A 26485-nucleotide genomic window follows, 5' to 3' on the forward strand; every position below is an offset into this window, starting at 1 on the left:
ATGGGCGGGCACCCGCGGGTGCCCGCCCATCGGTACTGCCCGCCAGCAGCCCGGTTCCGGTCGGAAAACCGAGCCGAACAGGCTCAGTGGCTCAGTGCTTGCCGCCCTGCGCCTCCAGGCGCTTGAACGAGGCCTCGATCTCGGCCTCGGCCTCGCTGCGGCCGACCCAGTTGGCGCCCTCGACGGACTTGCCGGGCTCCAGGTCCTTGTAGACCTCGAAGAAGTGCTGGATCTCCAGGCGGTCGAACTCCGACACGTGGTGGATGTCGCGCAGGTGCTCCACGCGCGGGTCGCTCGCCGGGACGCACAGCAGCTTGTCGTCGCCGCCGGCCTCGTCCGTCATGCGGAACATGCCGATGGCGCGGCACTTGATGAGGCAACCCGGGAAGGTCGGCTCGTCCAGGATGACCAGCGCGTCCAGCGGGTCGCCGTCCTCGCCGAGGGTGTTCTCGACGAAGCCGTAGTCCGCCGGGTAGCTGGTCGAGGTGAAGAGTCGACGGTCCAGGCGGATCCGACCGGTCTCGTGGTCCACCTCGTACTTGTTCCGCGAACCCTTCGGGATCTCGATGGTGACGTCGAACTCCACGGGTGGCTCCTCCATGATCAACACATACGTCTGGTGATTAAGTGTCCCCCACGCAGGTGTGTGGTGGCGAAAGGGGCTGGGTCCAAAGTGCCTGAGACCAGGTCGTGGCAGGTCAGGTGGGTCGGCCGGTGCCGGTCCTGCATACGGGCGACAGCCGGCGTGGGCCGGGGCGCCGCACAGTTCGCCGCCGACGAGTGGTACTTCGCGCGCAAGTGGTGGCGGCAGACTCCTGTCCAGCGGAAACGCACGTGGCAGGTGACGGCGGGGTCCGCCGTCGCCGGTCTCGCGGTGGCGGCCGGAGCGGTGGCTGCGGCCGGTCCGTGGGACTCCGGCCAGCGTACGGCCGAACGGGCCCGCGCCGCCCGTTGGGACGGCAGGGGTGGCGAGCGTCACGGCGACGGACCCGCGGCACCCGGCGCCGCACCCGTCCTGGCGGCCCTGGGCGCCCCCGTGAAGGGCGGCGGGGACGGCGCGCCGCCGCCCACCGGCGACGGCCTCGCCGACGCCCTGGCGCCCCTCCTGAAGGCTCCGGCGCTGGGCCCCGTGCGCACCGCCTCGGTCGTGGACGTCGCCACCGGCCGCGAGGTCTTCGCCAGCCGTCCGGCCCGGCCCGCCACCCCCGCCTCCACGATCAAGCTGGGCACCGCCGTGGCCGCCCTCACCGCCCTCGGGCCCGACCACCGCTTCACCACGAAGGCCGTGCAGGACGGCCGCACGAAGGACGGCACCCCGAGGGTCGTCCTGGTCGGCGGCGGCGACCCCACCCTGACCGCGCGTACGCCCGGGCGGGGCACGCCGGCCGCGCAGCGCCCCGCGGCCCTCGGCGACCTCGCCGCCGACACCGCACGCGCCCTGAAGAAGCACGGCACGAAGAAGGTCACGCTCCGTTACGACGACTCGCTGTACGAGGGAGCGGCGCTGCACCCGATCGGCCCCAACGAGAACCTCGCGCCCGTCACCGCGCTCACCGCCGACGAGGCCCGCCTGGACCGCAGCGACCACGGCCCCGCGCCCCGCGCCACCGACCCGTCCGCCGAGGCCGCCCGCGCCTTCGCCGACGACCTGCGGGCCCACGGCATCCAGGTGACCGGGCGGACTTCGGACGCCGAGGCCCGCCGCACCGCCACCCGGCTGGCCGCGGCGCCCTCCCTGCCGCTCTCCTCCATCGTCGAGCGCATGCTCACGCACAGCGACAACGACATCGCCGAGCAGCTGGCCCGCCAGACCGCCGTGGCCACCGGGCAGCCCACCACCTTCAGGGGCGGCGGCCGCGCCGTGCAGCGCACCCTCGGGCAGCTCCGCGTCCCCGTGGCGAAGACCGTCTTCGCCGACGGCAGCGGCCTGGACCGCGACGACCGGGTCTCGGCCCGCCTCCTCTCCCGTGTGCTGCTGCTCGCCGCCGCACCGGACCACCCGGAGCTGCGCCCGGTCCTCACCGGCCTCCCCGTGGCCGGTTTCACCGGCACCCTGGAGGCCCGGTACGCCGACGAGGCCGCGGGCGCCGGGGCCGTACGCGCCAAGACCGGCACGCTCACCGGGGTCAACACGCTCGCCGGCACCGTCGTCGACGCCGACGGCCGGCTGCTGACCTTCGCCTTCATGACCAATGGCGCGGGCGACGGGAGCGCGGCCCAGCAGTCCCTGGACCGGCTCGCCTCGGCGGTGGCCAACTGCGGCTGCCGGTGACCGCCGCGCGTCCGGCTGGGGCGGCCGGGTACGGCCGAGCGCCGCGAATCGGCTACCCCCTGCCCGGGCACACCCGTACCGTGAAGTCATGACGAGCATCGGTGGTGCCGAGATGGTCGACTGGAATCTCGCGGTGACGACCGCTTCCCGCTTCGTACGGCCAGGCCCTGAGGTGAGCCGCGACGAGGCCCGCGCGGTCGTCGCCGAGCTGCGCCGGCACGCCAGGGCCGCCGAGGAGCACGTGCGTGCCTTCACCCGCATGACGCCGCCCGGGAGCGAGGGTGCGGCGGCGTACGACACGCCCGTACTGGTGGTGGACCGGCCCGGCTGGATCCGCGCCAACGTGGCGGGCTTCCGCGCCGTTCTGAAGCCGCTGCTGGAGAAGATGCAGGAGCGCCGCTCCTCGATCCCCGGCGGCTCGGTGATGGGTGCGGTCGGCGGCAAGGTGACCGGCGTCGAGCTGGGCATGCTGCTGTCGTTCCTGGCCTCGCGCGTGCTCGGCCAGTACGAGACGTTCGCGCCGCCCACCCGTGACCTGCCGGCGGGCGCCAAGGGCGGCCGGCTGCTGCTCGTCGCGCCGAACATCGTCCACGTCGAGCGCGAGCTGGAGGTGGCGCCGCACGACTTCCGGCTGTGGGTCTGCCTGCACGAGGAGACGCACCGTACGCAGTTCACCGCGGTGCCCTGGCTGCGCGACCACATCGAGGGCGAGGTGCAGGCGTTCCTCGCCGAGACCGAGATCGACCCGGGCACGCTCCTGGAGCGGCTGCGCGAGGCCGCCCAGTCGCTCGTGGGCGCCAGGCCCGAGGGCGAGGCGGGGGAGGACGGCGGCCGCAGCATCGTCGACCTCGTGCAGACCAGGGCGCAGCGCGAGATCCTCGGCCGGCTGACCGCCGTGATGTCCCTGCTCGAGGGGCACGCCGACTACGTCATGGACGGTGTGGGCCCCCAGGTCGTGCCGTCGGTGACCGAGATCCGGGAGAAGTTCCAGCAGCGCCGGGCGAGCGGTGCGGGGCGGCTGGACCAGGCGCTGCGCAAGCTGCTGGGCCTGGACGCCAAGCTGCGCCAGTACCGGGACGGCGAGCGCTTCGTACGGGCCGTCGTCGACGAGGTCGGCATGGACGGCTTCAACCGCGTATGGACCTCGCCGAACACCCTCCCGACCAAGCAGGAGATCGCCAAACCGGCGGACTGGGTCGCGCGGGTGCACCGCAAGACGGACGGTGCGCCCTAGGCATACGGACCGGCGTGACCGCGCCCTGGGACGAAAGAACGCCCCCTCAATCACCCTTCTGAGGGACCGTGGCTCGGGGAGAGGCGTGCAATGCTCGGGTAACCGCTCGTCTCTGTCACCATCGAGACACTCTGAGTGACAGCCCCGGGGGTCGCCCGGCGCGACCCCCGGCGCCCGCACCCCGAGATGCTCCGGTGGACCGGACGGCACGCGCCGCCCGGCCCGAGGCTCCCCCAGCTGAACGATTGGAAACGGACATGGGTCCCCATCCAGCGGTCGCCGCGATACGCCTGGCGGTCCGCCGCGTACTCCACGACGTCCTGACGTCCCACAGCCGGCGGTCCGGCCCCGATGCGCCGCCTCCCCTGGTGCTCGCCGCCTGTTCGGGCGGCGCCGATTCCATGGCGCTCGCCTCCGCGCTCGCCTTCGAAGCCCCGCGCCTCGGCGTCCGTGCCGGCGGCATCACGGTCGACCACGGCCTCCAGCCCGGCTCCGACACCCGTGCGGCGGAGGTCGTCCTCCGGATGCAGGCGCTCCGGCTGGACCCGGCCGAGGCCGTCGCCGTCGAGGTCGGCCGGGACGGCGGCCCCGAAGCGGCCGCCCGCGACGCCCGGTACGCGGCCCTGGACGACGCCGCCCGGCGGCACGGCGCGGACGCCGTCCTCCTCGGCCACACCCGTGACGACCAGGCCGAAACCGTCCTCCTCGGCCTCGCGCGCGGCTCCGGTACCCGCTCGCTGTCCGGCATGGCCGCCGTCTCCGGCACCGACGGCCGCTACCGCCGCCCCTTCCTGGGGATCGACCGGCAGACCGCCCGCAAGGCCTGCCTGATCCAGTCGCTGCCCGTGTGGGACGACCCGCACAACACCGACCCCTCCTTCACCCGCTCGCGCCTCCGCCACGAGGGCCTGCCCGCCCTGGAGAAGGCCCTCGGCAAGGGCGTCGTCGAAGCCCTCGCCCGGACGGCCCAGCTCTCCCGCGACGATGCCGACGCGCTGGACTCCTGGGCCGTCGAGGCCGAGAGAGGTGTGGCCGACGCCACCGGCGCGCTGGACGTCGCCGCGCTCTACGCGCTGCCCGCCGCCGTCCGCCGCCGAGTGCTCCGCCGCGCCCTCTTGCGCGCCGGTTCACCTGCTGGTTCGCTCTTCGCCCGGCACATCGAGGAGGTCGACCGGCTGATCACCGCCTGGCGCGGCCAGGGAGCCATCGACCTGCCCGGGCTGGTGGGTGTGCGACGGCAGGGTGGCAAACTGGTCATCCGGCAGGGCTGAGCCGCGCGGGGTCGCCCGGCCGGACGAGTCTCATGACACCGAACCGAGCGAGAGTGGCACGGGTGGACGACAAGGACATGGGTTCCGACCTTCAGTCGGTGCTCATCACCAAAGAAGAGATCGACGCGAAGCTGGCCGAGCTGGCCGCGAAGATCGACGCGGAGTACGCGGGCAAGGAGCTGCTCATCGTCGGCGTCCTGAAGGGCGCCGTGATGGTGATGGCGGACCTGGCGCGTGCGCTGTCCACCCCCGTCACGATGGACTGGATGGCCGTGTCGTCGTACGGCGCGGGCACCCAGTCCTCGGGTGTGGTCCGGATCCTCAAGGACCTGGACACCGACATCAAGGGCAAGCACGTCCTGATCGTCGAGGACATCATCGACTCCGGTCTCACGCTGTCCTGGCTGCTGTCGAACCTGGGCTCGCGCGAGCCGGCCTCGCTGGAGGTCTGCACCCTTCTGCGCAAGCCGGAGGCGGCCAAGGTGGACATCGACGTGAAGTGGATCGGCTTCGACATCCCCAACGAATTCGTGGTGGGTTACGGCCTGGACTTCGCCGAGAAGTACCGCAACCTGCCCTTCGTGGGCACGCTCGCGCCGCACGTCTACGGCGGCTGACGCCTCGTCGGCAGCGTCGGAAAGGGCCCGGAAAGCCCCTCGCGACGGACGGCGGGAACCCTTGGCGGTCTCCCGCCGTTGGAGCAGGGAGGGCGGAATCCAGCTCGCATTGTTCACCACGGGCAGCGGCGTCGGGTGACAATGCTGGGGTACCGTCCGAAGGTCAGTCTTTTTCGGGCCAGTAATACACCGTACGCACGACCAGACCTCCCCGAGGGCTGGAGTGCCTCACTGTGGCAGGAGGGACGGGGCCTCAAGGCTCCGTATGGATGGACGTGAAGCGATACTTCCGTGGGCCGGTCATGTGGATCGTGCTGGCCGTCCTCGCCGTGGTCGTGTTGATGCAGGTCGTCAGTTCGTCCGGCGGCTACAAGACGGTGGACACCGGTCAGGTCGTCAAGGCGATCACGGACAACAAGGTCAAGTCCGCCGAGCTGACCACCGGCGACGAAATGAAGATCAAGGTCGAGCTCTCCGGCAACAACAAGGTCGAGGGTTCCGACAAGATCCAGTCGAGCTACATCGGCGACCAGGGCGTCGAGCTCGCCAAGACCCTGCAGGCCAAGTACCAGACGGGCGACATCAAGGACGGGTACACCGTCTCGCCGCAGAAGCAGAGCCCCTTCGTGGGCATGCTGCTCTCGCTGCTGCCGTTCGTGCTGATCGTCGTCGTCTTCCTGTTCCTGATGAATCAGATGCAGGGCGGCGGCTCCCGGGTCATGAACTTCGGCAAGTCCAAGGCGAAGCTCATCACCAAGGACACCCCGAAGACGACGTTCTCCGACGTCGCCGGGTCGGACGAGGCCGTCGAGGAGCTCCATGAGATCAAGGAGTTCCTGCAGGAGCCGGCGAAGTTCCAGGCCGTCGGCGCCAAGATCCCCAAGGGTGTGCTGCTGTACGGCCCGCCCGGTACGGGCAAGACGCTGCTCGCGCGTGCCGTCGCGGGCGAGGCGGGCGTGCCCTTCTACTCGATCTCCGGCTCCGACTTCGTCGAGATGTTCGTGGGTGTCGGCGCCTCGCGTGTCCGTGACCTCTTCGAGCAGGCCAAGGCGAACGCCCCGGCGATCGTCTTCGTCGACGAGATCGACGCCGTCGGCCGGCACCGCGGTGCGGGCCTGGGCGGTGGCCACGACGAGCGCGAGCAGACGCTGAACCAGCTGCTCGTCGAGATGGACGGCTTCGACGTGAAGGGCGGCGTCATCCTGATCGCCGCCACGAACCGGCCCGACATCCTGGACCCGGCGCTGCTGCGTCCGGGCCGCTTCGACCGGCAGATCGCCGTCGACCGCCCCGACATGCAGGGCCGGCTGGAGATCCTCAAGGTCCACCAGAAGGGCAAGCCGGTCGCGCCCGACGTCGACCTCAGCGCTGTGGCCCGCCGTACGCCCGGCTTCACCGGCGCGGACCTGAGCAACGTCCTCAACGAGGCCGCGCTGCTCACCGCCCGCAGCGACAAGAAGCTGATCGACAACCACATGCTGGACGAGGCGATCGACCGCGTCGTGGCGGGCCCGCAGAAGCGGACCCGGATCATGTCGGACAAGGAAAAGAAGATCACCGCGTACCACGAGGGCGGCCACGCCCTGGTCGCGGCGGCCTCGCCGAACTCCGACCCGGTTCACAAGATCACGATCCTGTCCCGCGGCCGTGCGCTCGGTTACACCATGGTGCTGCCGGACGAGGACAAGTACTCCACCACGCGCAACGAGATGCTCGACCAGCTGGCATACATGCTGGGCGGCCGCGCGGCGGAGGAGCTGGTCTTCCACGACCCGACGACGGGCGCGGCGAACGACATCGAGAAGGCGACCGCCACGGCCCGCGCGATGGTCACGCAGTACGGCATGACCGAGCGGCTCGGCGCGATCAAGTTCGGCTCCGACAACTCCGAGCCCTTCCTGGGCCGCGAGATGTCCCACCAGCGCGACTACTCCGAAGAGGTCGCCGCACTGGTGGACGAGGAGGTCAAGAAGCTGATCGAGACCGCGCACAACGAGGCGTGGGAGATCCTCGTCGAGAACCGCGACGTGCTCGACAACCTCGTCCTGGCCCTCCTGGAGAAGGAGACCCTGGGCAAGGAGGAGATCGCCGAGATCTTCAAGCACATCGTGAAGCGCCCGTCCCGCCCCGCGTGGACCGGCTCCTCGCGGCGTACGCCCTCCACCCGCCCCCCGGTGCTCGCACCGAAGGAGCTGGCGGCGGCCAACGGCGCGACGAGCGTGACGCCGACCGTCTCGACGGAGAAGGTCGAGCACCCGGAGGACTCCGGCAGCAGCGAGAGCTGATCCGGCCGCCGGCCACCACACCGGCCCCGGAATGAATGCCGCGCCCCGCAGGTTTTAGCCTGGGGGCGCGGCATTCCGCGTTCGTAGCGGGGTGAAGAGGGAACGAGGCACCAGATGACCGACCCGGTGACGCTGGACGGCGTGGGCAAGATCGGCGAATTCGACGAGAAGCGTGCCGAGAACGCCGTGCGCGAACTTCTGATCGCGGTCGGTGAGGACCCCGACCGCGAGGGCCTGCTGGAGACCCCGGCGCGGGTGGCGCGGGCGTACAAGGAGATCTTCGCGGGGCTGTGGCAGAAGCCGGAGGATGTCCTCACCACGACCTTCGACCTCGGCCACGACGAGATGGTGCTGGTCAAGGACATCGAGGTGGTGTCCTCCTGTGAGCACCACCTGGTGCCGTTCGTGGGCGTCGCCCATGTGGGCTACATCCCGTCGTCCGACGGGAAGATCACCGGGCTGTCGAAGCTGGCCCGGCTGGTGGACGTCTACGCCCGCCGCCCCCAGGTCCAGGAGCGGCTGACCACTCAGATCGCGGACTCGCTGATGGCGATACTCGAGCCGCGCGGCGTGATCGTCGTGGTGGAGTGCGAGCACATGTGCATGACGATGCGCGGGGTGCGGAAGCCGGGGGCGAAGACGACCACGTCGGCTGTGCGGGGGCAGCTGCGGGATGCGGCTACTCGCGCCGAGGCGATGAGTCTGATCCTGGCTCGGTAGCGCTGCCGGGGGGCTTCGCCGTACGCCTCGCTGCCGCGGGGGCTTCGCCGTGCGGTGCCGGGTGCGGCGTCGTTTCGCCTGTGGCGGGCTTTGCCGCTGCGCGGGGCTTGATGGTGCGGGGCCGGGCCTCCGCGGTAGGGGGTCCGGACTGCTTCGCTTTACGTCCGGACCCCCCACCCGCTCCGGCCCGTCCCCTCCCGTCGGTGGTGGGTGGAAAAACGGGGGCTGAGCCGACTGGGTTGGTTCAGGCGCTCAGGCGGCTGCTCAGCCAGGTGAGGGCCGGGGGGATCTCACGGCGCCAGGTGTTGAAGTTGTGGCCGCCGCTTTCGAGGATTATCGAGGAGATCTCGGTGGGGGACTTGGTGCCCTCTATGAAGCGCATCGTGTCCTTGTAGTTGGCCTCGCCCTGCTTGCTGGTGGTGACCAGGAGGTTCACGGGCGGGGGCGGCAGGTGGCGCTGGCGCCAGAGCAGGTCGTTCTCGCGCTGGAGCCGGGCGTCGCCGCCGAAGAGGTCGCCGGTGGTCGGGTCTATCGGGGCCTTGTAGTAGCCGGACAGCGCGACGCCCGTCGAGAAGGCCTCCGGGTGGCGCATGGTCATCTTCAGGGCGCAGTAGCCGCCGGTGGAGTCGCCGATCACGCCCCAGTTCCTGGCCTCCGTACCGGTCCGGTAGTGCGCCGCGATGTCCGCGCGGAGCTCCTTGGTGAAGAACGTCTCGGTCTGCGGGCCGCCCGGTATGTCCATGCACTCGGTGTCGCGGGGCGGGGCGACCGTCGGGCGCAGCATGACCAGGATCGTCGGCTGCATCTTCCCCTTGGCGACCAGCCGGCGCTCGGTCTGCGGGTAGTGCAGCTTGGAGTAGAGCGCCTCGGCGGTGCCCGGGTAGCCGGTGAGGACCACGGCCGTGGGGAAGCGGCGGTGCGCGTTCTGCGGCTGGAAGTACTCCGGGGGCAGATAGACGTACGCCGGGCTGGTGATGCCGGTGTCGTCGCCCCGTACCAGTACCTTGTCCAGCCGGCCCGCGACGGCGGCCCGCCGGTTGTCGTGCGGCAGGCCGGTCCGCTCGACGCCCTGCCGTCCGGGGTCCGTGCCGTGCCGGCCGGTGGGATGGTCGACCACGACGCCGGCCTCGGTCTCCTGGCCGAAGAGGTCGGCCCAGGAAGCGTAGAAACCGAAAGCATTGTTGACCATCAGCCCCACCGAGGCGAAAAGGGTCAACTGGGTCGCCAGCAGCAGCCCGATCCGGCCCGTCACGGCACGCCAGGTACGGTGTGCGAGCCGCGGCCACAGCAGCACGGTGAAGGCGAAGAGTGCCACCGCGACCAGCACGGTGAGCAACAGAACGGTCTTACTGGTGAGATCCATGTCCACTTCCTGCCGGGCGGCCGGACGGCCGGACGCCTGATGGAACCCCGGGCCCTGAAGCGCCGTCCTACAGGGCGCGAATTGTCCAGGTAACGGCGACTGATGCTCCGCGTTCTGAACACCAGGCGACCTGAGGAGCGGGCGACGGGAAAGTGATGTCTGACAGGCTAGATGGCGAAAAGTCCGGACAGGTTGCGTGGCGCCGCGCACGCTGGGTGCGGGGGCCGCGCCCGGAAGCGGTGCCCACGGCCGTCGGCACGGCCTGCACGCTGATCGGTCTGCTCAACGTGGCGGCCGGGGTGTTCCCGCGCTTCCGGCACAGCCGCATGCACGCACTGGCGGAGGTGCTGCCGGGGGCGGTCAGCCCGCTGGCGGCGGCCGCGTCCATCGTGGTGGGCCTGTTGCTTCTGCTGCTGGCCCACGGCCTGAAGCGGCGCAAGCGGCGGGTGTGGATCGCGGCCGTCGCGCTGCTCCCGGTGGGGGCCGTGGCGCAGTTCGTGTACCGCCACTCCGTCATCGGCGCCGTGCTCTCGCTGGCGCTGCTGGCCTACCTCGTCCGGCACCGGCGCGAGTTCGCCGCGCTGCCGGACCCGCGCAGCCGCTGGAAGGCGCTGCTGAACTTCGTCGTGCTCGGGGGCGTGAGCATCACCCTGGGCATGGTGATCGTCAACTCCCATCCCGACCGCACCGTCGGCGACCCGTCGGTCTGGGCGGAGCTGGAGCACGTCGTGGTCGGGCTGTTCGGCTTCGAGGGCCCGGTGGCCTTCACCCACCACGTCGACTACACCGTGGGGTACTCCCTCGGCGCGCTCGGCCTGCTGACGCTGACCACCACCGCGTACCTCGCCTTCCGGCCCGAGCAGCCCGTCGCGCGGCTCACCGAGGAGGACGAGGACCGGCTGCGTGAGCTGCTGGCCAAGCACGGCCGCCGGGACTCCCTCGGCCACTTCGCGCTCCGCCGGGACAAGGGCGCCGTCTTCTCGCCCAGCGGCAAGGCGGCGGTCTGCTACCGGGTGGTCTCCGGCGTGATGCTCGCCAGCGGCGACCCGATCGGCGACGTCGAGGCGTGGCCCGGCGCGATAGAGCGCTTCATGGAGGAGGCCAGGGCGCACTCCTGGACGCCGGCCGTGATGGGCTGCTCCGAGACCGGCGGCGAGGTGTGGACCCGGGAGACCGGCCTGGACGCCCTGGAGCTGGGCGACGAGGCCATCGTGGACGTGGCGGACTTCACGCTGTCCGGGCGCGCGATGCGCAACGTACGGCAGATGGTCAAGCGCATCGAGCGGAACGGGTACGAGACCAAGGTGCGCCGGGTGGCCGAGCTGTCCCCGGAGGAGATCCAGGCGGTCCAGCGGGCGGCCGAGGACTGGCGGGGCACCGACACCGAGCGCGGCTTCTCGATGGCGCTGGGCCGGATCGGCGACCCGCGGGACGGCGACGCGGTGATCGCCACCGCGCACCGCGCGCCCGAGGAGGGCGAGGCCGAGGGCCCGTACGGGGACCTCAAGGCCGTACTGCACTTCGTGCCGTGGGGCGCGGACGGCATGTCGCTGGACCTGATGCGGCGCGACCGCAGCGCCGACCCCGGCATGAACGAGCTGCTGATCGTCGCGGCGCTGCAGGCCGCGCCGAAGCTGGACGTGGCCCGGGTGTCGCTGAACTTCGCGATGTTCCGCTCGGCCCTGGCCCGCGGCGAGAAGCTGGGCGCCGGACCGGTGCTGCGGACGTGGCGCGGGCTGCTGGTGTTCCTCTCGCGCTGGTTCCAGATCGAATCGCTGTACAAGTTCAACGCCAAGTTCCAGCCCCGCTGGGAGCCGCGCTTCGTGGTCTTCCGGAACACCCGCGACCTGCCGCGCATCGGCTTCGCCGCGATGCAGGCCGAGGGCTTCGTCCAGCTGGGGCTGCCCCTGCTGCGCCGGCGGCGCTCCGAGCCCGCCGCGCGGCCGTGCGCGCACCAGCACAAGGGGCTCCGCGGCGCGTCGGTCGAGCGGGCCGCCTGAGTCCGCGGGCGGGCGCGGTGACGTCCGGCGGCGGCCTCCGCGGCAGCGCGCGGAGCGGCGGACGGGCACGCACGCGGACGTACGGGCGTTCCCATACGTCCGCGTTCGCCCAGGTACGCCGGGTGCGCGCGGCGAGGAGCCCGGTCACAGCGCCTAGGCTGGAAGTATGAGTACCTTGCGTGGCCGGGTGGCCGGTCTTCCCGAGTGGGACCGGTGCGCGGTCATGGGCGTGGTCAACGTGACCCCTGACTCGTTCTCCGACGGCGGCGACTGGTTCGACACCGACCTCGCCGTCAAGCACGGCCTGGACCTGGTCGCCCAGGGGGCCGACCTGGTGGACGTGGGCGGCGAGTCCACCCGCCCCGGCGCCGCGCGCGTGGACGAGGCCGAGGAGCTGCGCCGGGTGATCCCCGTCGTACGCGAGCTGGCAGCGGCCGGCGTGGTGGTCTCCGTGGACACCATGCGGGCCTCCGTCGCCGAACGGTCGCTGGAGGCGGGCGCGCACCTGGTCAACGACGTCAGCGCGGGCGCCGCCGACCCGTCGATGATCCCCGTGGTGGCCGCGGCGAACGCGCCGTTCGTGGTGATGCACTGGCGCGGCCAGTCCGTCGACATGAACGACCGGGCGGTCTACGACGACGTCGTCGGCGAGGTCGTCGCCGAGCTGCGGACCGCCATGGACCGCGCGGTGGCCGGGGGCATCGACCCCGAGCGCATCGTGATCGACCCGGGGCTGGGCTTCGCGAAGGCCGCCGAGCACGACCTCGCGCTGGTCGCGGACCTGCAGCGGCTGCACGAGCTGGGCAGGCCCCTGCTGGTGGCCGCCTCGCGGAAACGGTTCCTGGGCCGTGTACTGGCCGGTTCCGGCGCCTCGGCCACGGTGCCGCCGGCCCGGGAGCGGGACGCGGCGACAGCGGCGGTCACCGCGCTGTCCGCGCGTGAGGGCGCCTGGGCGGTCCGCGTGCACGAGGTGCGCGCGAGCGCCGACGCGGTACGGGTCGCGCGGGCCGTGGAGGCCGCGCGTTCCGGTGCCCCGGGAGCGGCGTAGAACGGGGTCCGGCAGGGCACAGGGCAGCCAGGCGGCGCACGGGGCGCCCGGTGCACCGCCGCAGGAACGGATCCGTGCATGCCTGCACAAGTCCAGAAATACGCACGAGGACCACGACGGGAGCGGTGTGAGCGGATTGAGCCCACGTACGGACATCGAGCTGGTGGAGCAGGCCAACACCGCGTTCTACGAGGCCATCGAGCGCGGTGATCATGAGGCGATGTCCGAGCTGTGGCTGGACGGCCAGGTCAGTGTCGTGCATCCTGGCTGGCCGGTGCTGCGCGGCCGCAGCGAGGTGCTGCGCTCCTATGCGCTGATCATGGCGAACACCGAGTACATCCAGTTCTTCCTCACCGACGTGGAGATCGACGTGGTGGCCGACACCGCGCTCGTGACCTGCACGGAGAACATCCTCAGCGGCGGCCCCGCCGAGGAGGACGGCTCGGTGGGCCCGCTGATCGGGCAGCTGGTCGTGGCCACCAACGTCTTCCGGCGCACGGAGGACGGCTGGCGGGTCTGGTCGCACCACGGGTCCCCGGTCCTCGCCGACCGGGACGACGAGGACGACGAGGACGGCCCCGACGACGATGACGAGGGCGTGGGCGGGCTGCCGGGCGGCCTGTGAGCAGCGCGCCGGCTGTCAGCGGCCGGGGTCAGCCGGGTGACCGGTGGAGTACTCGTTCGAGCCAAGTCGTACCCGGGTAGGGGTGGGGCGCGGAGGCGCGGGGTAAGTGGCCGCGCGGACGGGGACCTGCCTGTGCGGCAGCTGTGCGGCGCGTCCGTCCGTGGCACCCGTGGGCGAGCGCTGTCGGTGTTCGCAGGTAGATTCGAAACCGGGTGGTGTTCCGGACGGTGTCCGGCGCGTGCCCGGTAATCCGACGATCAGTGGTACCAGTGGGAGTGATTCGCGTGGACCGTGTCGCGCTGCGCGGGCTGAAGGCCCGGGGACACCACGGGGTGTTCGCCCAGGAACGCGAGGCGGGCCAGGAGTTCGTCGTGGACCTGGTGCTCGGCCTGGACACCCGTCCCGCGGCGGCGACCGACGACCTCGCGAAGACCGTGCACTACGGAATCGTGGCGGAGGAGGTCGTGGCGATCGTCGAGGGCGAGCCCGTCGACCTCATCGAGACGCTCGCGGAGCGGATCGCGGCCCAGTGCCTGAAGCACCAGGGGGTGGAGGAGGTCGAGGTCGTCGTCCACAAGCCCGACGCCCCGATCACGGTCCCCTTTGACGACGTGACCATCACCATCACCCGGAGCCGAGTATGACCAGCAGTGACCCGACCGTACAGCCGGTGCCCGCTTCCGTGGTGGAGCAGGTCGACGCGGCGGACGTGACCCTGACCAACCCCAAATTCGCCGTGATCTCCCTGGGGAGCAACCTCGGCAACCGCCTGGAGACCCTGCAGGGCGCCGTCGACGCCCTGGAGGACACCCCCGGCGTGCGGGTGAAGGCCGTCTCGCCGGTGTACGAGACGGAGCCGTGGGGCGTGGAGCCGGGCACCCAGCCGTCGTACTTCAACGCCGTGGTGATCCTCAAGACGACGCTGCCGCCCGACTCCCTGCTGGAGCGCGGCCACGCGATCGAGGAGGCCTTCGAGCGGGTCCGCGACGAGCGCTGGGGCCCGCGCACGATCGACGTGGACATCGTCGCGTACCAGGACGTCGTCTCGCAGGACCCGGTGCTGACCCTGCCGCACCCGCGCGCCCACGAGCGCGCCTTCGTCCTCGTCCCGTGGCACGACATCGACCCCGAGGCCAAGGTGCCCGGGCACGGCCCCGTGGTGGAGCTGCTGGAGGCGGTGGGCCGGGAGGGCGTCGCGGCCCGCGCCGACCTGGAACTGCGGCTGCCCGAGTGATCGTTGTCCGTACGGCCCGCGAGGGCCCGTAGAGGGATGATGATCCGGTGGACATGATGGCCACCGCGCCCGCGTGGCGTGTGTGGTCGGGACGGTGTGAGGGGCGAAGAGCTCGGTGAAGCAGCTACGGATCAAAGTGCTGGTCGGGCTGTTCGTGGTGGCGGGTGTGCTGGCGTGGGCCGGCGCCCGTCTGTGGGACGCGCTCGGCAGCCTGCCCAGCGTGCCGCTGGCGGCTCCCATCGTGCTGGCGCTGATCGCCGCGGTGCTGGCGGCGACGGCCCTGTCGCTGCGCAGCCGGCTGAAGGCGCAGCGCGAGCGCGAGCCGGGCGCCAAGGGCGTGGAACCGATGATGGCGGCCAGGGCCGTGCTGTTCGGCCAGGCCAGCGCGCTGGTCGCGTCGCTGGTGAGCGGCATGTACGGCGGCGTCACGGTCTTCTTGCTGACTTCCGCTGCGGCGGCTCAGGGCCGCCCGAACCAGGCGGTGTACGCCGGCCTGGCGGTGCTCGCGGGCATCGCGGTGGTCGCCGCGGCGGTCTTCCTGGAGCGCGTCTGCAAGCTCCCGGACGATGACGACGAGGCGGGCGCGGCGGCGGCGTAAGGCCACGGCGGCGTAGCGCCAGGGCGGCGTAACGCCACGGAGGCGTAGCGCCAGGGCGGCGTAACGCCAGCGCCCGGTACGGCGGCCACGCGGGGGCGCGGCCGGCTTCGCCACGCCCCCTCTTTCCAGTGCACCCGACGTGGTGCGGGTGCGTCGTCGGCTCCCTCTGGGTAACCCCCGAGGTGGGGGAGTGCGGGGCTGCACCAGTAAGCGCAGCGCCTGTCCTCAGGCGTCCAGGACCGTTTCCAGGGCCACGTCCGCGCGGGAGATGTGGGCCGCGTCGGCCGTGGTCGAGCGGCGCAGGGCCTCGTGGAGGCGGCCCGGGGTGAGGACGCCGAGGAAGCGGTCGCCGTCCAGGACCGCGATCCAGCCCGCGTCGTGCTGCAGCATCGTGCTGAATGCCTGCTTCAGCGGCGCCCCGACCGGCAGCCATGCCTCCATGCGCCGCGCGTGCTCGCGGACCGTCCCGTCCGCCGCCGCCCGCCCCAGCGCGTCGGCGGCGACCCAGCCGTGCAGCCGGTCCTCGTGGTCCAGCACGACCGCCCAGCGGGCACCGTCAGCGGCCAGCCCGGCCAGCGCCCCGCCCACGGGGTCGTCCAGGTGGAGCACCGGCGGCTGTTCGAGGTCCCCGGTCTCGATCGGCGTGACGGACAGCCGCTTCAGCCCCCGGTCGGCGCCCACGAATTCCGCTACGTACGGCGTCGCCGGCGCACCCAGCACGGTCGCCGGAGTGTCGAACTGTTCGATGCGTCCGGACCCGTAGACCGCGATGCGGTCCCCGAGCCGTACCGCCTCCTCGATGTCGTGCGTCACGAAGAGGACCGTCTTGTGCAGCTCGGACTGCAGGCGCAGGAACTCCGTCTGCAGGTGCTCGCGGACGACCGGGTCCACCGCGCCGAACGGCTCGTCCATGAGCAGGACGGGCGGGTCGGCGGCGAGCGCGCGGGCCACGCCGACCCGCTGGCGCTGCCCGCCGGAGAGCTGCTCGGGGTAGCGGGAGCCGTACACCGACGGGTCCAGGCCGACCAGCTCGAGCAGTTCGGCGGCCCGGGCGCGGGCCTGCTTGCGCGGCCTGCCGAGCAGGTGCGGGACGGTGGCGGTGTTGTCGAGCACCGTCTTGTGCGGGAAGAGGCCGATCTGCTGGATGACGTACCCGATGCGCCGCCGCAGCTCGACCGGGTCGACGGTGGCGATGTCGGCGCCGTCCAGGAAGATGCGCCCCTCACTCGGCTCGATGAGGCGGTTGACCATCTTCATCGTCGTGGTCTTGCCGCAGCCGGACGGGCCGACGAGCGTCACGAGCTCGCCCTCCGCGACCTCGAAGGAGAGGTCGTCGACGGCGGTGGTGCCGTCCGCGTAACGCTTGGTGACGTGCTCGAAACGGATCATGCTTCCCCATTGTCGTCGGTCCGCCCGGGGCGGGATGAACGGGATGTTGCGAGTGGATGGCGGTCCGGGCCGATTGTCAGTGGCGGGGGATAGGGTCGCAGACAGTCACCGGATTTGTGAGAGAGCGGACGGGGGAGGTGACGTGGCGTGAGCACGCCCATGAGTTCTTACCCGGGCCCGGCGACGATCCAGGCCGCGGGCCCGCGGAGCTGCCTGCAGGCCAACGACTGGATCTGCGGCGAGTATCTGCGCAGCCGTGGCCAGGAGCTGGTGGACGCCACCGTCCAGCACATCTGGATCACCGCCCTCTCGGTGGCGATCGGGCTGCTGGTGGCCTTCCCGCTGGCGCTGCTGGCCCGGCAGCGGCGCGGTGCCGCCGGCCCGGTCCTCGGCTTCACGACGATTCTGTACACGGTCCCGTCGCTGGCCATGTTCGCGCTGCTGACCCCGGTGTTCGGGGTCTCGGCCGCGGTGGTCGTGACGGGCCTGGTGCTCTACTCGCTGACGATCCTGGTGCGCAACATACTCGCGGGGCTGCAGGCGGTCCCGGAGGAAGTGCGCGAGGCGGCCCGCGGGATGGGGTACGGCCCGCTGCGGCTGCTCTTCCAGGTCGAGCTGCCGCTGGCGCTGCCCGCGCTGATGGCCGGGCTGCGGATCGCCACGGTCTCGACGGTGGCGATGACGACGATCGGCGCGGTCGTCGGCTTCGGCGGCCTGGGCAATCTCATCGACAGCGGGATGCAGGGCTTCTTCAAGGCGGAGGTGCTGACCGCCTCGGTGCTGTGCGTGCTGCTGGCCCTGGTCGCCGACCTGTTGCTGGTGGGCCTCCAGCGGGCGCTGACGCCCTGGACCCGGGCCGGCCGGGCGGGGTCCAGGGGCGGTAAGTCCGGTCGTACGGGGGCCGGCAGTACGGGGACCGGTCGTACGGGCTCCGGACGGACCGGGCGGTACGGGCGCGAGCGGAAGGCGGTGGCCTGAGCCATGGACGCGATCACGGGTGCGTGGGACTGGCTCGGCTCGGCGGCCAACTGGGCCGGGGAGAACGGCGTCTGGCACCGCCTCGGCCAGCACGTGCAGCTGAGCCTGGTCTGCCTGGTCATCTCCTGTCTGCTGGCGCTGCCGGTGGCGCTGTACCTGGGCCACATCGGCAAGGGCGGCGCGCTGGCGATGAACCTCGCGAACGTCGGCCGTGCCGTGCCCACGTTCGCGGTGCTGGTGCTGCTGACGCTCAGTCCGCTGGGCAGGGCGGGGGACTGGCCGACGATCGTGGCGCTGGTGCTGTTCGCGGTGCCGCCGCTGCTGACGAACGCCTACGTCGGCATGCGGGAGGCCGACCGCGATGTGGTCGAGGCCGCCCGCGGGATGGGCATGTCCGGCCCGCAGCTGCTGCTCCGGGTCGAGCTGCCGCTCGCGTACCCGCTCATCATGACGGGGCTGCGGTCGGCGTCGGTGCAGGTGGTGGCCACGGTGACGCTGGCCGCGCTGGCCGGCGGCGGGGGGCTCGGCCGGATCATCACGGCGGGCTTCGGCAATTACGACACCCCGCAGGTGGTGGCCGGCGCGGTGCTGGTCGCCGGGCTGGCGCTGCTGGTCGAGGGGGTGCTGGTGGCGGTGGAGCGGCTGTGCGACCCGATGCGCGGCAAGCGGGCCGCGCGCACGGGCCGCCGCGGAATACGGGCCGCCCGCAAGGAGGCGCCGGCCGTGTGACCGGGCGTCATCGGAATTCTGACCGGGCGTCACCGGGCTTCTGGCCGGCCGCTACCGGCTGTCCGATCGGGCGTCAGGCGCCCGCGGCGGTGCCGGGCACTGCCGTTCCGGCCGCCCCTCTGGTGTACTCCACTGCTCGACCTCAACGAACGGACCGGCGGACGGCCGGCGGACCGCATCGACGACTGGATGGTGAAACCGATGAACAGCACGTCGCGTACCGGGCGGACGGCCCTCGTCGCGGGCACGGTGCTGGCACTGGCCGCGGGGCTCTCCGCGTGCGGCGGCCAGAGCCTGGAGGAAAAGGGCGGCAAGAGCGAGGGCGGGAAGGGCGCGATCGTCGTCGGTTCCGCCGGATTCACCGAGTCGCAGGTGCTCGCCGAGCTCTATTCCAAGATCATTTCCAATGCCGGGTACAAGGCGTCCGTGCAGACGCTGAAGAATCGCGAGCTCTACGAACCGGCCCTGGAGAAGGGCGAGATCGACGTCGTTCCGGAATACGCCTCCACGCTCGCCGATTTCCTCAACGCCAAGAAGAACGGCGCCAAGGCGAAGTCCGTCGCGTCCAGCGACGCGGACGAGACCGTTGCCGCACTGAAGAAGCTCGCCGAACCGCGCGGTCTGAAGGTTCTGCCGCACGGCTCGGCGACCGACCAGAACGCCTTCGCGGTCACCAAGGAATTCGCCGCGAAGCACAAGCTGAAGACCCTCTCGGACCTCGGCGACTCCGGCCAGAAGGTGAAGCTGGCGGCGGGCGAGGAGTGCGAGACCCGGCCGTACTGCCTGCCGGGCCTGAAGAAGACGTACGGCGTGGACGTCACGGGCATCGACCCCAAGGGCGTGGGCACCGTGCAGGCCAAGCAGGCCGTCAAGGACGGCACGGACCAGCTGGTCCTGACGACCACCACGGACGCCACCCTCGGCGGCTTCGGGCTCGTGCTGCTCAAGGACGACAAGCACCTGCAGAACGCCGAGAATGTGCTGCCGGTGGTGAATGCCAAGAGCGCCGGCGACCCCGCGATCGCGAGTGCGCTGGGCAAGCTCACGAAGGTCCTCACGACCAAGGACTTGATCGAGCTGAACCGTCAGGTCGACGCCGACCGGCGCAAGCCGGCGGATGTCGCGACGGCCTATCTGAAGGAGAAGGGGCTGCTCAAGAAGTAACCAGCGGGAAACGGATTGCCGGGCGGGGCCCCACCGGCCTCGTACGCACGGTAAATTTCAGGCCATGCCACGAGGACGCCACCGCCATTCCCCACCCCTGCACAGGCTTCTTCCCCCTTCGACGGTCGCCGGTGCGTCAATTGCCTGCGCCGCCGGAGCCTGGCTGGTCGGTGATGCGCTGGTGCTCCGGGTCCTGGTCGCCGGCGCGGCGCTGGCCGCGGTCGGCGGCGCCGTGCTGGCCCGCCGCTGGGACCGTACGGCCGGCAAGCGGGTCGCCGACCTCACCCGCGCCCGGGTCCGCGACGAATGGCGGACCGAGGAGCGCATCGCCGAGCTGGAGACGGACGTCGAGGAGGGCCGGGAGATCCGGGCCGCGCTGGAGACCAAGCTCCGCGCCAAGCGTGCCGAGCTGGCCCGGCTGCGGAACGAGCACGCCGCGCTGCTGCGCCGGTACGCCACGGCCGAGACCGAGCGGGCCAGCGCCCTGGAGGGCCGCCGCCGGCTCGCGATCGGGTCCACGGCCCCGGCCCGCGAGCTGACCACGGGCGACGCCGTGCCGGTGCCGGGCCTGACGGCCGTGGCACCCGCCGCTGTCGCGCCCGTCGCCGACGGCCGGGCGGCCGCCGGCATCGCGCCCGGCGCTTCCCCGGCCGCCGTCGGCGCCGCCGCTCACGGCCGCCGCGCCGCCACCGGGGCTGCCACCGCCACTGCCACGGCTCCCGCCGCCGCTCCCACCGCCGCCGACTTCCGCAAGGCGGACGAGGCGATGCTGCGGCTGACCGAGAGCGCCGCACGCCAGGAGGCCGCCCGCCGGGACGCCGCCCACCGCGCGGAGCGGGAGCGGGCCGAGCGGCAGCGTGCCGCCGAGCAGGCCCGTGCCGCCGCCCAGGTCCGTACGGCGGCGCAGGCCGCCCCCGGGCTGCGTCCGGTGCCGGCCGCGGCCGTCGCGCCGGCCCCGCAGAGCCGGCCGGCGCCGCGCACCACCGGTGGCTTCGACTTCTTCGGTACGGGCACCACCTCCCGGGCCGCCGTCACGGACACGGTCGCCGCCTCGGGCGCGGTCGCCGTGCCCAAGGACGCCCCCGCGGCGCCGCTGGAGGAGGACCTGGCCGACGTGGTGGGCGACGAGGCCGTGGCCGAGCAGTCGGCCCGCGCCGCGACGGCCCGGCGGACCGCTCAGCCGGGCGGGGACGCCGCCGCCGACGTGCCGGCGCCCGCCGCGGAGCCGGTCGCGGAGGAGGTCGCGGAGCCGGCCGCGCCCGAGGCCGCCGAGGCGGAAACCGAGCCCGCGCCGGAGGGCGAGTCCGATGCCGCGCCCGAGGGGCGTGCCGCCGGTGAGGTCATCGACCTGACCGCGCACGACGAGACGGAGCAGTTCGACGTCGCGGAGCTGCGCAGCGCGGCCTCGCAGTAGGCGGCGGTCGGCGTACGCGAACGCCCGCACCGGTCAGGGACCGGTGCGGGCGTTCCGCGTTTCAGGTACCGGGCCGGGTCGGGCGGCAAAGTTGTCCACACCCTGTGGACAACGCTGTTGGTGTTGGCCGGTACGTCACCCGGCGTACAGCGGACGACGCCCGGCCCGTCACCGCGGCCGCCGTCGCCCCGCCGCTCACTTGTCGATGTCGCCGACCACGAAGAACAGCGACCCCAGGATCGCGACCATGTCGGCGACCAGGGTGCCGGGCAGCAGCTCCACCAGCGCCTGGATGTTGTTGAACGAGGCGGAGCGCAGCTTGAGGCGGTACGGCGTCTTCTCGCCCTTGGAGACGAGGTAGTAGCCGTTGATGCCGAGGGGGTTCTCCGTCCAGGCGTACGTCGCGCCCTCGGGGGCCTTGAGCACCTTCGGGAGCCGCTGGTTGATCGGCCCCGGGGGCAGCTCGGCCATCCGGTCCAGGCAGGCGTCGGCCAGGTCCAGCGAGTTGTGCGTCTGCTCCAGCAGGCACTCGAAGCGGGCCAGGCAGTCGCCCTCGGAGCGGGTGACGACCTTGAGCGTGTCCTGCAGCTCCCCGTACGCCAGGTACGGCTCGTCGCGGCGCAGGTCGAAGTCGACGCCCGAGGCGCGGCCGATGGGCCCCGAGACGCCGTACGAGTGCACCGCCTCGGGGGTCAGGACGCCGACGCCGCGGGTCCGGCCGCGGAAGATCTCGTTGCCCAGCACCAGCCGGTCGAAGACGTCCATGCGCGAGCGGACCGCGGCCACCGCGTCCCGGGCGCGGCCGAGCCAGCCGGCGGGCAGGTCCTCCTTGAGGCCGCCGACGCGGTTGAACATGTAGTGCATCCGGCCGCCGGAGATCTCCTCCATGACGTTCTGCAGCTCTTCGCGCTCGCGGAAGGCGTGGAAGACGGGGGTGATCCCGCCCAGCTCCAGCGGGTAGGAGCCGAGGAACATCAGGTGGTTCAGCACGCGGTTCAGCTCGGCGAGCAGCGTGCGGGTCCAGACGGCACGCTCGGGGACCTCCATGCCGAGCATCCGTTCGACGGCCATCACGACGCCGAGCTCGTTGGAGAACGCCGACAGCCAGTCGTGGCGGTTGGCGAGCACGATGATCTGGCGGTAGTCGCGCGCCTCGAAGAGCTTCTCCGCGCCCCGGTGCATGTATCCGATCACCGGTTCGGCGTGGCTGATGCGCTCGCCGTCCAGTACCAGGCGCAGCCGCAGCACTCCGTGGGTGGAGGGGTGCTGGGGCCCGATGTTGAGCACCATGTCCGTGCTCTCCGCCGCACCGCCAATGCCGACCATCGTCTCCGTCATGGGGACAGTCTGACAGCTTCCGCTTCCGCGCCGACCGGCTGGACCAGCCAGTGGAAGGCGCCCAGGCCGCCCGGGTCGGTCAGCTCGGCGGCCTCCCCGGCGCCGCCGAGTGCCCGCAGGTAGGCGGCCGGGTCGGTGGTCGCGAGGGCCAGCGGGGGGCGGCTGCCGTCGACGCCCAGGGAGCGCAGCGCGGCCCGCTGGGTGAGCAGCAGCGCGCCGGTGCCGCCGGCCGCGGCGCAGGCGTCCAGCGCGACGTGCGCGGTGATGTCGCAGCCGCCGTCCGGCACGGGCGCCACCTCGCGGCCGTCACGGAAGCCGGTGAGCGTGCCGTAGGGCGGGCGGGCCTCCCGTACGTGCGCGTAGTCCGCGGTCACCGCGAATCCGCGGCGCAGCGTCCGTACGGCCCGCGCCCACGCGGCGTCCCGCGGCCGCCCGATCTCGGCGCGCGCGCCGGCCCCGGGGGAGGTGCCAAACGCGGGCCCCGAAGGCGCTTCGGCCGCGGGCCCTGAGGAGGCACCGGCCGCGGGCCCCGAAGGTGCTCGGGAGGCGGGCCCCGAGGAGGCGTCGGATGCGGCCCCCGAGGACGCTTCGGATGTGGCGGTCCCCGGAGAGGCGTCTGCCGCGCTCCCCAGGGGCCACCACTCCGCCAGCCACGCCGCGTCCTCGCCCGTCACCGGTTCGCCGAGGCGCTCGGCGCCGTCCGCGGGGCGCACGAGGACGCGGCGCGGTACGCCCTCCGGGTCCGTCTCCACGACGTCCACGGGAACGTTGTCCAGCCACTCGTTGGCGAAGACCAGGCCGGTGAGCGTCCCCGGCGCCGGCAGTTCGGCGAGCCAGGTGATCCGCGGGTCCAGCCCCTCGGGGCGGGGCGCCTTCTCGACGGCGTACGCGCGCAGCCGTCCGGGCAGGGCACCGGCCGTCCGCCCGCCGGAGCCGGCGTCCAGGGCGGCCAGGACGCCGCTGAGCAGCTCGCCGCGCCCGGCCCCGATGTCCAGGAGGTCCAGCCGCTCCGGGCGGCCCAGCGCCTCGTCCACGCGCTCCAGCAGCCGTGCCACGGCGCCCGCGTACTGCCGCGAGGCGTGCACCGAGGTGCGGAAGTGCCCGGCGGGCCCGGGGCCGTCCGCGCGCGTGTAGAAGCCGCCGGGCCCGTACAGCGCCCGTTCCGTCGCGTCCCGCCAGCCGCACCACTCGTTCGTCACCGCACCACGGTACGGGCGGCCGGGGTGCGCTCCGGCATCCACCTTGGGGAGTAGGAGGCGCGCACAGGATCGCTCCTTCGGTTGACCCGTACACCTATTACCGCTGCCTACGCTGGGTTACGTGCAGCGTCTCTACGACTTCTTCCGCAGGCACCCGACAGGTGTGGACACCTTCTGGGCGGTGCTGCTCCTCGGGGTCGCCGGGCTGTGGCTGACGTCGGGCTTCCTGCACGGCATCGGGCAGAACGCGGTGGGCCTGCTGGTCGTCCTGGCGCTGTGCACGGTGGTCGCGCTGCGTCGCCGGGCCCCGGTGAGGATGCTGCTGCTGGCGACCGCCGCTGGCGTGGCGCAGCTGGTCTTCGGGGTGGAGACCAACCCGGCGGACTTCGCGATGCTGGTGATCATCTACACCGTGGCGTGCGGCAACGTCCGCTGGGCCTCCCGGTACGCGCTGGTCGGCGGCGTCTGCGCGCCGGTGCTGTCCCGGCTCCGCTGGCGCGAGCCGGACCCGTACACCACGCTCTGGCAGGACGTGGTCGTCACCGTCTTCCTGGCCATCCCCTTCGTGCTGGCCTGGGTGATGGGCGACTCGCTGCGCACCCGCCGCGCCTACTGGGCGCAGCTGGAGGAGCGTGCCACGCGCCTGGAGAAGGAGCGGGAGACCCAGTCCCGGATCGCGGTGGCGGCGGAGCGCGCCCGCATCGCCCGGGAGCTGCACGACGTCGTCGCGCACAACGTGTCGGTGATGGTGGTGCAGGCCGACGGCGCCGCGTACGTCCTCAAGTCGGCGCCCGACCAGGCCCGGCAGGCGCTGGAGACCATCTCCGGCACCGGCCGGCAGGCGCTCGCGGAGATGCGCCGGCTGCTGGGCGTGCTGCGGACCGGAGAGGGCGCCGAGGGCGGCGAGTACGTGCCGCAGCCCGGCGTCGAGCAGCTGGCCGACCTCGTGGAGCAGGTACGCGGTACGGGCCTGCCCGTGGAGTTCACGGTCAGCGGTGAGGAACGGCCGCTGCCCAGCGGCGTGGAGCTGACCGCGTACCGCATCGTCCAGGAGGCGCTGACCAACACCCGCAAGCACGGCGGGCCCGGCGTCGGCGCGACCGTCAGCATCGTCTACGGGGAGGACAGCCTGGAGCTGCTCGTCGAGGACGACGGACGCGGCGCACGGCAGGAGTTGTACGACGAGGGCGGCGCCGACGGGCTGGGCCACGGCCTCATCGGCATGCGCGAGCGCGTCGGTATGGTCGGCGGCAGCCTGGACGCGGGGCCGCGGCCGGGCGGCGGCTTCCGTATCAGTGCCGTGCTGCCGCTCGCACCGGTGCGCTGACGGGCGCGCCACCCCAGGGAGCGCCGGCCCGGCGCACCCTCTTGTTGACCGATGCCCCGAAGGGACGGACCCCTGTCATGACCATCCGCGTGATGCTCGTCGACGACCAGGTGCTGCTGCGCACCGGCTTCCGGATGGTGCTGGCCGCCCAGCCGGACATGGAGGTCGTCGCGGAGGCGGGCGACGGGGTGGCCGCCCTGGAGGCGCTGCGGTCCACCCGGGTCGACGTGATCCTCATGGACGTGCGGATGCCGAACCTGGACGGCGTGGAGACCACCCGGCGGATCTGCGCGGACGGCACGGCGGAGGACGCGCCCAAGGTGCTCATCCTGACCACCTTCGACCTGGACGAGTACGCCTTCTCCGCGCTCAAGGCCGGGGCCAGCGGCTTCATGCTCAAGGACGTGCCGCCCGACGAGCTGCTGGCCGCCATCCGCGCGGTGCACAGCGGCGACGCGGTGGTCGCGCCGTCCACCACCCGCCGCCTGCTGGACCGCTTCACCCCGATGCTGCCGTCCGCCGCGCCCCAGGACGGCCACCCGGAGCTGGCACGGCTCACCGAACGGGAGCGCGAGGTGCTGCTCCTCGTGGCGCAGGGCCTGTCCAACGGCGAGATCGCCGCCCGCCTGGTCCTCTCCGAAGCCACGGTCAAGACGCACGTGGGCCGCATCCTCACCAAGCTCGAACTCCGCGACCGCGTACAGGCCGTCGTCCTGGCGTACGAGACCGGTCTCGTCCGGGCCGGGGGCTCGGCGGCCTGAGCCGGCGGACGGGGGCGGGCCCGCGCGGGCCCTGGGCGGGCAAGCGGCCCTACGCGGGCCTACGGCGCGGTACCACCGGCGCCGTCGGCCGCCGCCCCGCCGTTCGCGACCGCGTCGGTCAGCCGGTCGGCCAGGGCGGTGAGGCCGGGGCAGCGCAGGTCGTAGCGCGCGGGATCGTCGGGGCGGTCGGCGCCGGGGCGGCGTACGAGGGCGGTGCGGTATCCGCACTCGTGCGCGGCGTCCAGGTCCCAGGGGTGGGCCGCGACGAACAGGCTGTGCGCGGGCGCGACCGCCAGCCGGTCCATGGGCAGGCTGTAGACCGCCGGATCCGGCTTGTACGTCCGCAGCTCGTCGGTGGAGAGCAGACAGTGCCAGGTCAGGCCGCCGGCAGCCGAGAGGTCGGTGGCCTGCGCGAGGCCGGCGTTGGTGAGCGCCACGACGGCGAAGTGCCGGGCCAGCCGGGCCAGCGCGGCGGGCGCGTCCGGCCAGGGCCGCAGCCGGTGCCCCACCTGCGCGAGGTGCTCGAAGGTCTCGCCCGTCACCGCGGGCGCGCCGCCGGCCAGCAGCGCCTCCTCCAGGGCGCGGCGGCGCAGCGTGTCGTTGTCCTGCCAGGGCTCCTCGCCGTGCCGCACGCGCTCGACGAGGCCCGCGAGCCGCTGCTGCCACAGCTGCGCGGTGGCCCTGGCCGGCTCCCGGCCGGCGCCCGTCGCCGCGAAGGCGTCGGCCAGCTCCTGGGTCACCGTGCCGGTCTCGTCGACGACGGTGCCGAGCACGTCGAAGACCAGTGTCGTGATGTTGCCGGGGAACGCGGCAGCCGCGCGGGCCCCGCTGCGTGTCGATCCCTGTGGCACGTCCAGCCTTCTTCGGGTCGGGGTCTGCGTGCGGCCGAGAGTAGTGCCGCGGGCGGCCGGTGACGGGT

General features: G+C 72.6%; 24 protein-coding genes. 18 read left to right on the top strand and 6 right to left on the bottom strand.

Going from position 1 to position 26485, the window contains the following annotated elements:
- Positions 1–91: 91 nt before the first annotated feature.
- Complete coding sequence (locus tag C3486_RS07170) at positions 92–586, bottom strand: inorganic diphosphatase (RefSeq protein ID WP_030260327.1); 495 nt, start codon at positions 584–586, stop codon at positions 92–94.
- An 87-nt stretch (positions 587–673) separates the two neighbouring features.
- Between C3486_RS07170 and dacB the strand changes: the two genes are divergently transcribed.
- The 6 genes from dacB to folE all read left to right on the top strand — a co-directional run bounded on the left by dacB (position 674) and on the right by folE (position 8399).
- The gene (gene dacB / locus C3486_RS07175) at positions 674–2272 is read left to right on the top strand and encodes a D-alanyl-D-alanine carboxypeptidase/D-alanyl-D-alanine-endopeptidase (protein ID WP_258052649.1); all 1599 of its coding nucleotides are present in this window, start codon (positions 674–676) and stop codon (positions 2270–2272) included.
- A gap of 88 nt (positions 2273–2360) precedes the next feature.
- Entirely contained in the window at positions 2361–3506 is a 1146-nt protein-coding gene (locus C3486_RS07180; RefSeq protein WP_103831743.1) for a zinc-dependent metalloprotease, read from the top strand.
- A gap of 257 nt (positions 3507–3763) precedes the next feature.
- Positions 3764–4777 carry a tRNA lysidine(34) synthetase TilS gene (tilS, locus tag C3486_RS07185; RefSeq protein ID WP_103831744.1) on the top strand — a complete coding sequence of 338 codons (1014 nt, stop codon included), beginning with the start codon at positions 3764–3766 and terminating at the stop codon, positions 4775–4777.
- Positions 4778–4854: 77 nt separating this feature from the next.
- Positions 4855–5394, top strand: a complete 540-nt coding sequence (hpt, locus tag C3486_RS07190) for a hypoxanthine phosphoribosyltransferase (protein ID WP_031058519.1) — start codon at positions 4855–4857, stop codon at positions 5392–5394.
- Positions 5395–5663: 269 nt separating this feature from the next.
- Positions 5664–7679 (top strand): ATP-dependent zinc metalloprotease FtsH, encoded by a 2016-nt coding sequence (gene ftsH / locus C3486_RS07195; RefSeq protein ID WP_103831745.1) that lies wholly within the window; start codon positions 5664–5666, stop codon positions 7677–7679.
- 114 nt (positions 7680–7793) lie between these two features.
- Positions 7794–8399: a GTP cyclohydrolase I FolE gene (gene folE / locus C3486_RS07200; RefSeq protein ID WP_103831746.1), complete on the top strand. Its 606-nt coding sequence runs from the start codon at positions 7794–7796 to the stop codon at positions 8397–8399.
- A 244-nt stretch (positions 8400–8643) separates the two neighbouring features.
- Here the strand turns inward: folE and C3486_RS07205 are convergent, their stop codons facing one another.
- A complete protein-coding gene (locus C3486_RS07205) occupies positions 8644–9762 on the bottom strand; it encodes an esterase family protein (protein WP_103831747.1) in 1119 nt (372 codons plus the stop codon).
- A 155-nt stretch (positions 9763–9917) separates the two neighbouring features.
- Between C3486_RS07205 and C3486_RS07210 the strand changes: the two genes are divergently transcribed.
- The 6 genes from C3486_RS07210 to C3486_RS07235 all read left to right on the top strand — a co-directional run bounded on the left by C3486_RS07210 (position 9918) and on the right by C3486_RS07235 (position 15267).
- Positions 9918–11762: a phosphatidylglycerol lysyltransferase domain-containing protein gene (locus tag C3486_RS07210; protein WP_103831748.1), complete on the top strand. Its 1845-nt coding sequence runs from the start codon at positions 9918–9920 to the stop codon at positions 11760–11762.
- A gap of 166 nt (positions 11763–11928) precedes the next feature.
- A complete protein-coding gene (gene folP / locus C3486_RS07215; RefSeq protein ID WP_181138467.1) occupies positions 11929–12810 on the top strand; it encodes a dihydropteroate synthase in 882 nt (293 codons plus the stop codon).
- A 136-nt stretch (positions 12811–12946) separates the two neighbouring features.
- Positions 12947–13435 (top strand): nuclear transport factor 2 family protein, encoded by a 489-nt coding sequence (locus C3486_RS07220; protein ID WP_103831750.1) that lies wholly within the window; start codon positions 12947–12949, stop codon positions 13433–13435.
- A gap of 284 nt (positions 13436–13719) precedes the next feature.
- Positions 13720–14079: a dihydroneopterin aldolase gene (folB, locus tag C3486_RS07225; RefSeq protein WP_103831751.1), complete on the top strand. Its 360-nt coding sequence runs from the start codon at positions 13720–13722 to the stop codon at positions 14077–14079.
- Positions 14076–14669, top strand: coding sequence for a 2-amino-4-hydroxy-6-hydroxymethyldihydropteridine diphosphokinase (folK, locus tag C3486_RS07230; RefSeq protein ID WP_103831752.1), 594 nt, complete (start codon positions 14076–14078; stop codon positions 14667–14669). The genes folB and folK overlap by 4 nt, the downstream gene beginning before the upstream one ends.
- A 115-nt stretch (positions 14670–14784) precedes the next feature.
- On the top strand, positions 14785–15267 hold the full coding sequence (locus C3486_RS07235; RefSeq protein WP_103831753.1) for a DUF3180 domain-containing protein: 483 nt from the start codon (positions 14785–14787) through the stop codon (positions 15265–15267).
- A gap of 225 nt (positions 15268–15492) precedes the next feature.
- Here C3486_RS07235 and C3486_RS07240 read toward each other — a convergent pair whose 3' ends face one another.
- On the bottom strand, positions 15493–16656 hold the full coding sequence (locus C3486_RS07240; protein ID WP_103831754.1) for an ABC transporter ATP-binding protein: 1164 nt from the start codon (positions 16654–16656) through the stop codon (positions 15493–15495).
- 159 nt (positions 16657–16815) lie between these two features.
- Between C3486_RS07240 and C3486_RS07245 the strand changes: the two genes are divergently transcribed.
- From C3486_RS07245 to C3486_RS07260, 4 genes are all read left to right on the top strand, one after another.
- Positions 16816–17634 carry an ABC transporter permease gene (locus C3486_RS07245; RefSeq protein WP_103831755.1) on the top strand — a complete coding sequence of 273 codons (819 nt, stop codon included), beginning with the start codon at positions 16816–16818 and terminating at the stop codon, positions 17632–17634.
- 3 nt (positions 17635–17637) lie between these two features.
- Positions 17638–18363, top strand: a complete 726-nt coding sequence (locus tag C3486_RS07250; protein ID WP_103831756.1) for an ABC transporter permease — start codon at positions 17638–17640, stop codon at positions 18361–18363.
- A gap of 201 nt (positions 18364–18564) precedes the next feature.
- Positions 18565–19527: an ABC transporter substrate-binding protein gene (locus C3486_RS07255; protein WP_103831757.1), complete on the top strand. Its 963-nt coding sequence runs from the start codon at positions 18565–18567 to the stop codon at positions 19525–19527.
- Positions 19528–19708: 181 nt separating this feature from the next.
- On the top strand, positions 19709–20941 hold the full coding sequence (locus C3486_RS07260; RefSeq protein WP_308461225.1) for a hypothetical protein: 1233 nt from the start codon (positions 19709–19711) through the stop codon (positions 20939–20941).
- 195 nt (positions 20942–21136) lie between these two features.
- Here C3486_RS07260 and C3486_RS07265 read toward each other — a convergent pair whose 3' ends face one another.
- Both C3486_RS07265 and C3486_RS07270 read right to left on the bottom strand, forming a co-directional pair.
- Positions 21137–22279: an NADH-quinone oxidoreductase subunit D gene (locus C3486_RS07265; protein ID WP_103831759.1), complete on the bottom strand. Its 1143-nt coding sequence runs from the start codon at positions 22277–22279 to the stop codon at positions 21137–21139.
- Positions 22276–23478, bottom strand: coding sequence for an SAM-dependent methyltransferase (locus C3486_RS07270; protein ID WP_103831779.1), 1203 nt, complete (start codon positions 23476–23478; stop codon positions 22276–22278). The genes C3486_RS07265 and C3486_RS07270 overlap by 4 nt, the downstream gene beginning before the upstream one ends.
- 121 nt (positions 23479–23599) lie before the next feature.
- On the opposite strand from C3486_RS07270, the gene C3486_RS07275 reads away from it, so the two are divergent.
- Complete coding sequence (locus C3486_RS07275; RefSeq protein ID WP_103831760.1) at positions 23600–24805, top strand: sensor histidine kinase; 1206 nt, start codon at positions 23600–23602, stop codon at positions 24803–24805.
- A gap of 77 nt (positions 24806–24882) precedes the next feature.
- Positions 24883–25566 carry a response regulator transcription factor gene (locus tag C3486_RS07280; protein ID WP_103831761.1) on the top strand — a complete coding sequence of 228 codons (684 nt, stop codon included), beginning with the start codon at positions 24883–24885 and terminating at the stop codon, positions 25564–25566.
- A 59-nt stretch (positions 25567–25625) separates the two neighbouring features.
- On the opposite strand, the gene C3486_RS07285 is transcribed toward C3486_RS07280, so the two are convergent.
- Entirely contained in the window at positions 25626–26417 is a 792-nt protein-coding gene (locus C3486_RS07285) for a haloacid dehalogenase type II (protein ID WP_181138468.1), read from the bottom strand.
- Between the last annotated feature and the right edge of the window lie 68 nt (positions 26418–26485).

Origin of the sequence: Streptomyces sp. Ru73 (assembly GCF_002920575.1) — a bacterium.
GTDB lineage: Bacteria > Actinomycetota > Actinomycetes > Streptomycetales > Streptomycetaceae > Streptomyces.

Bases quoted from the DNA above. Each gene is read 5' to 3' on its own strand.
- C3486_RS07180 (WP_103831743.1), top strand. From the start codon at position 2,361: ATGACGAGCATCGGTGGTGCCGAGATGGTCGACTGGAATCTCGCGGTG.
- tilS (WP_103831744.1), top strand. From the start codon at position 3,764: ATGGGTCCCCATCCAGCGGTCGCCGCGATACGCCTGGCGGTCCGCCGC.
- hpt (WP_031058519.1), top strand. From the start codon at position 4,855: ATGGGTTCCGACCTTCAGTCGGTGCTCATCACCAAAGAAGAGATCGAC.
- ftsH (WP_103831745.1), top strand. From the start codon at position 5,664: ATGGACGTGAAGCGATACTTCCGTGGGCCGGTCATGTGGATCGTGCTG.
- folE (WP_103831746.1), top strand. From the start codon at position 7,794: ATGACCGACCCGGTGACGCTGGACGGCGTGGGCAAGATCGGCGAATTC.
- C3486_RS07205 (WP_103831747.1), bottom strand. From the start codon at position 9,762: ATGGATCTCACCAGTAAGACCGTTCTGTTGCTCACCGTGCTGGTCGCG.
- C3486_RS07210 (WP_103831748.1), top strand. From the start codon at position 9,918: ATGTCTGACAGGCTAGATGGCGAAAAGTCCGGACAGGTTGCGTGGCGC.
- folP (WP_181138467.1), top strand. From the start codon at position 11,929: ATGAGTACCTTGCGTGGCCGGGTGGCCGGTCTTCCCGAGTGGGACCGG.
- folK (WP_103831752.1), top strand. From the start codon at position 14,076: ATGACCAGCAGTGACCCGACCGTACAGCCGGTGCCCGCTTCCGTGGTG.
- C3486_RS07240 (WP_103831754.1), bottom strand. From the start codon at position 16,656: ATGATCCGTTTCGAGCACGTCACCAAGCGTTACGCGGACGGCACCACC.
- C3486_RS07245 (WP_103831755.1), top strand. From the start codon at position 16,816: ATGAGTTCTTACCCGGGCCCGGCGACGATCCAGGCCGCGGGCCCGCGG.
- C3486_RS07250 (WP_103831756.1), top strand. From the start codon at position 17,638: ATGGACGCGATCACGGGTGCGTGGGACTGGCTCGGCTCGGCGGCCAAC.
- C3486_RS07255 (WP_103831757.1), top strand. From the start codon at position 18,565: ATGAACAGCACGTCGCGTACCGGGCGGACGGCCCTCGTCGCGGGCACG.
- C3486_RS07265 (WP_103831759.1), bottom strand. From the start codon at position 22,279: ATGACGGAGACGATGGTCGGCATTGGCGGTGCGGCGGAGAGCACGGAC.
- C3486_RS07280 (WP_103831761.1), top strand. From the start codon at position 24,883: ATGACCATCCGCGTGATGCTCGTCGACGACCAGGTGCTGCTGCGCACC.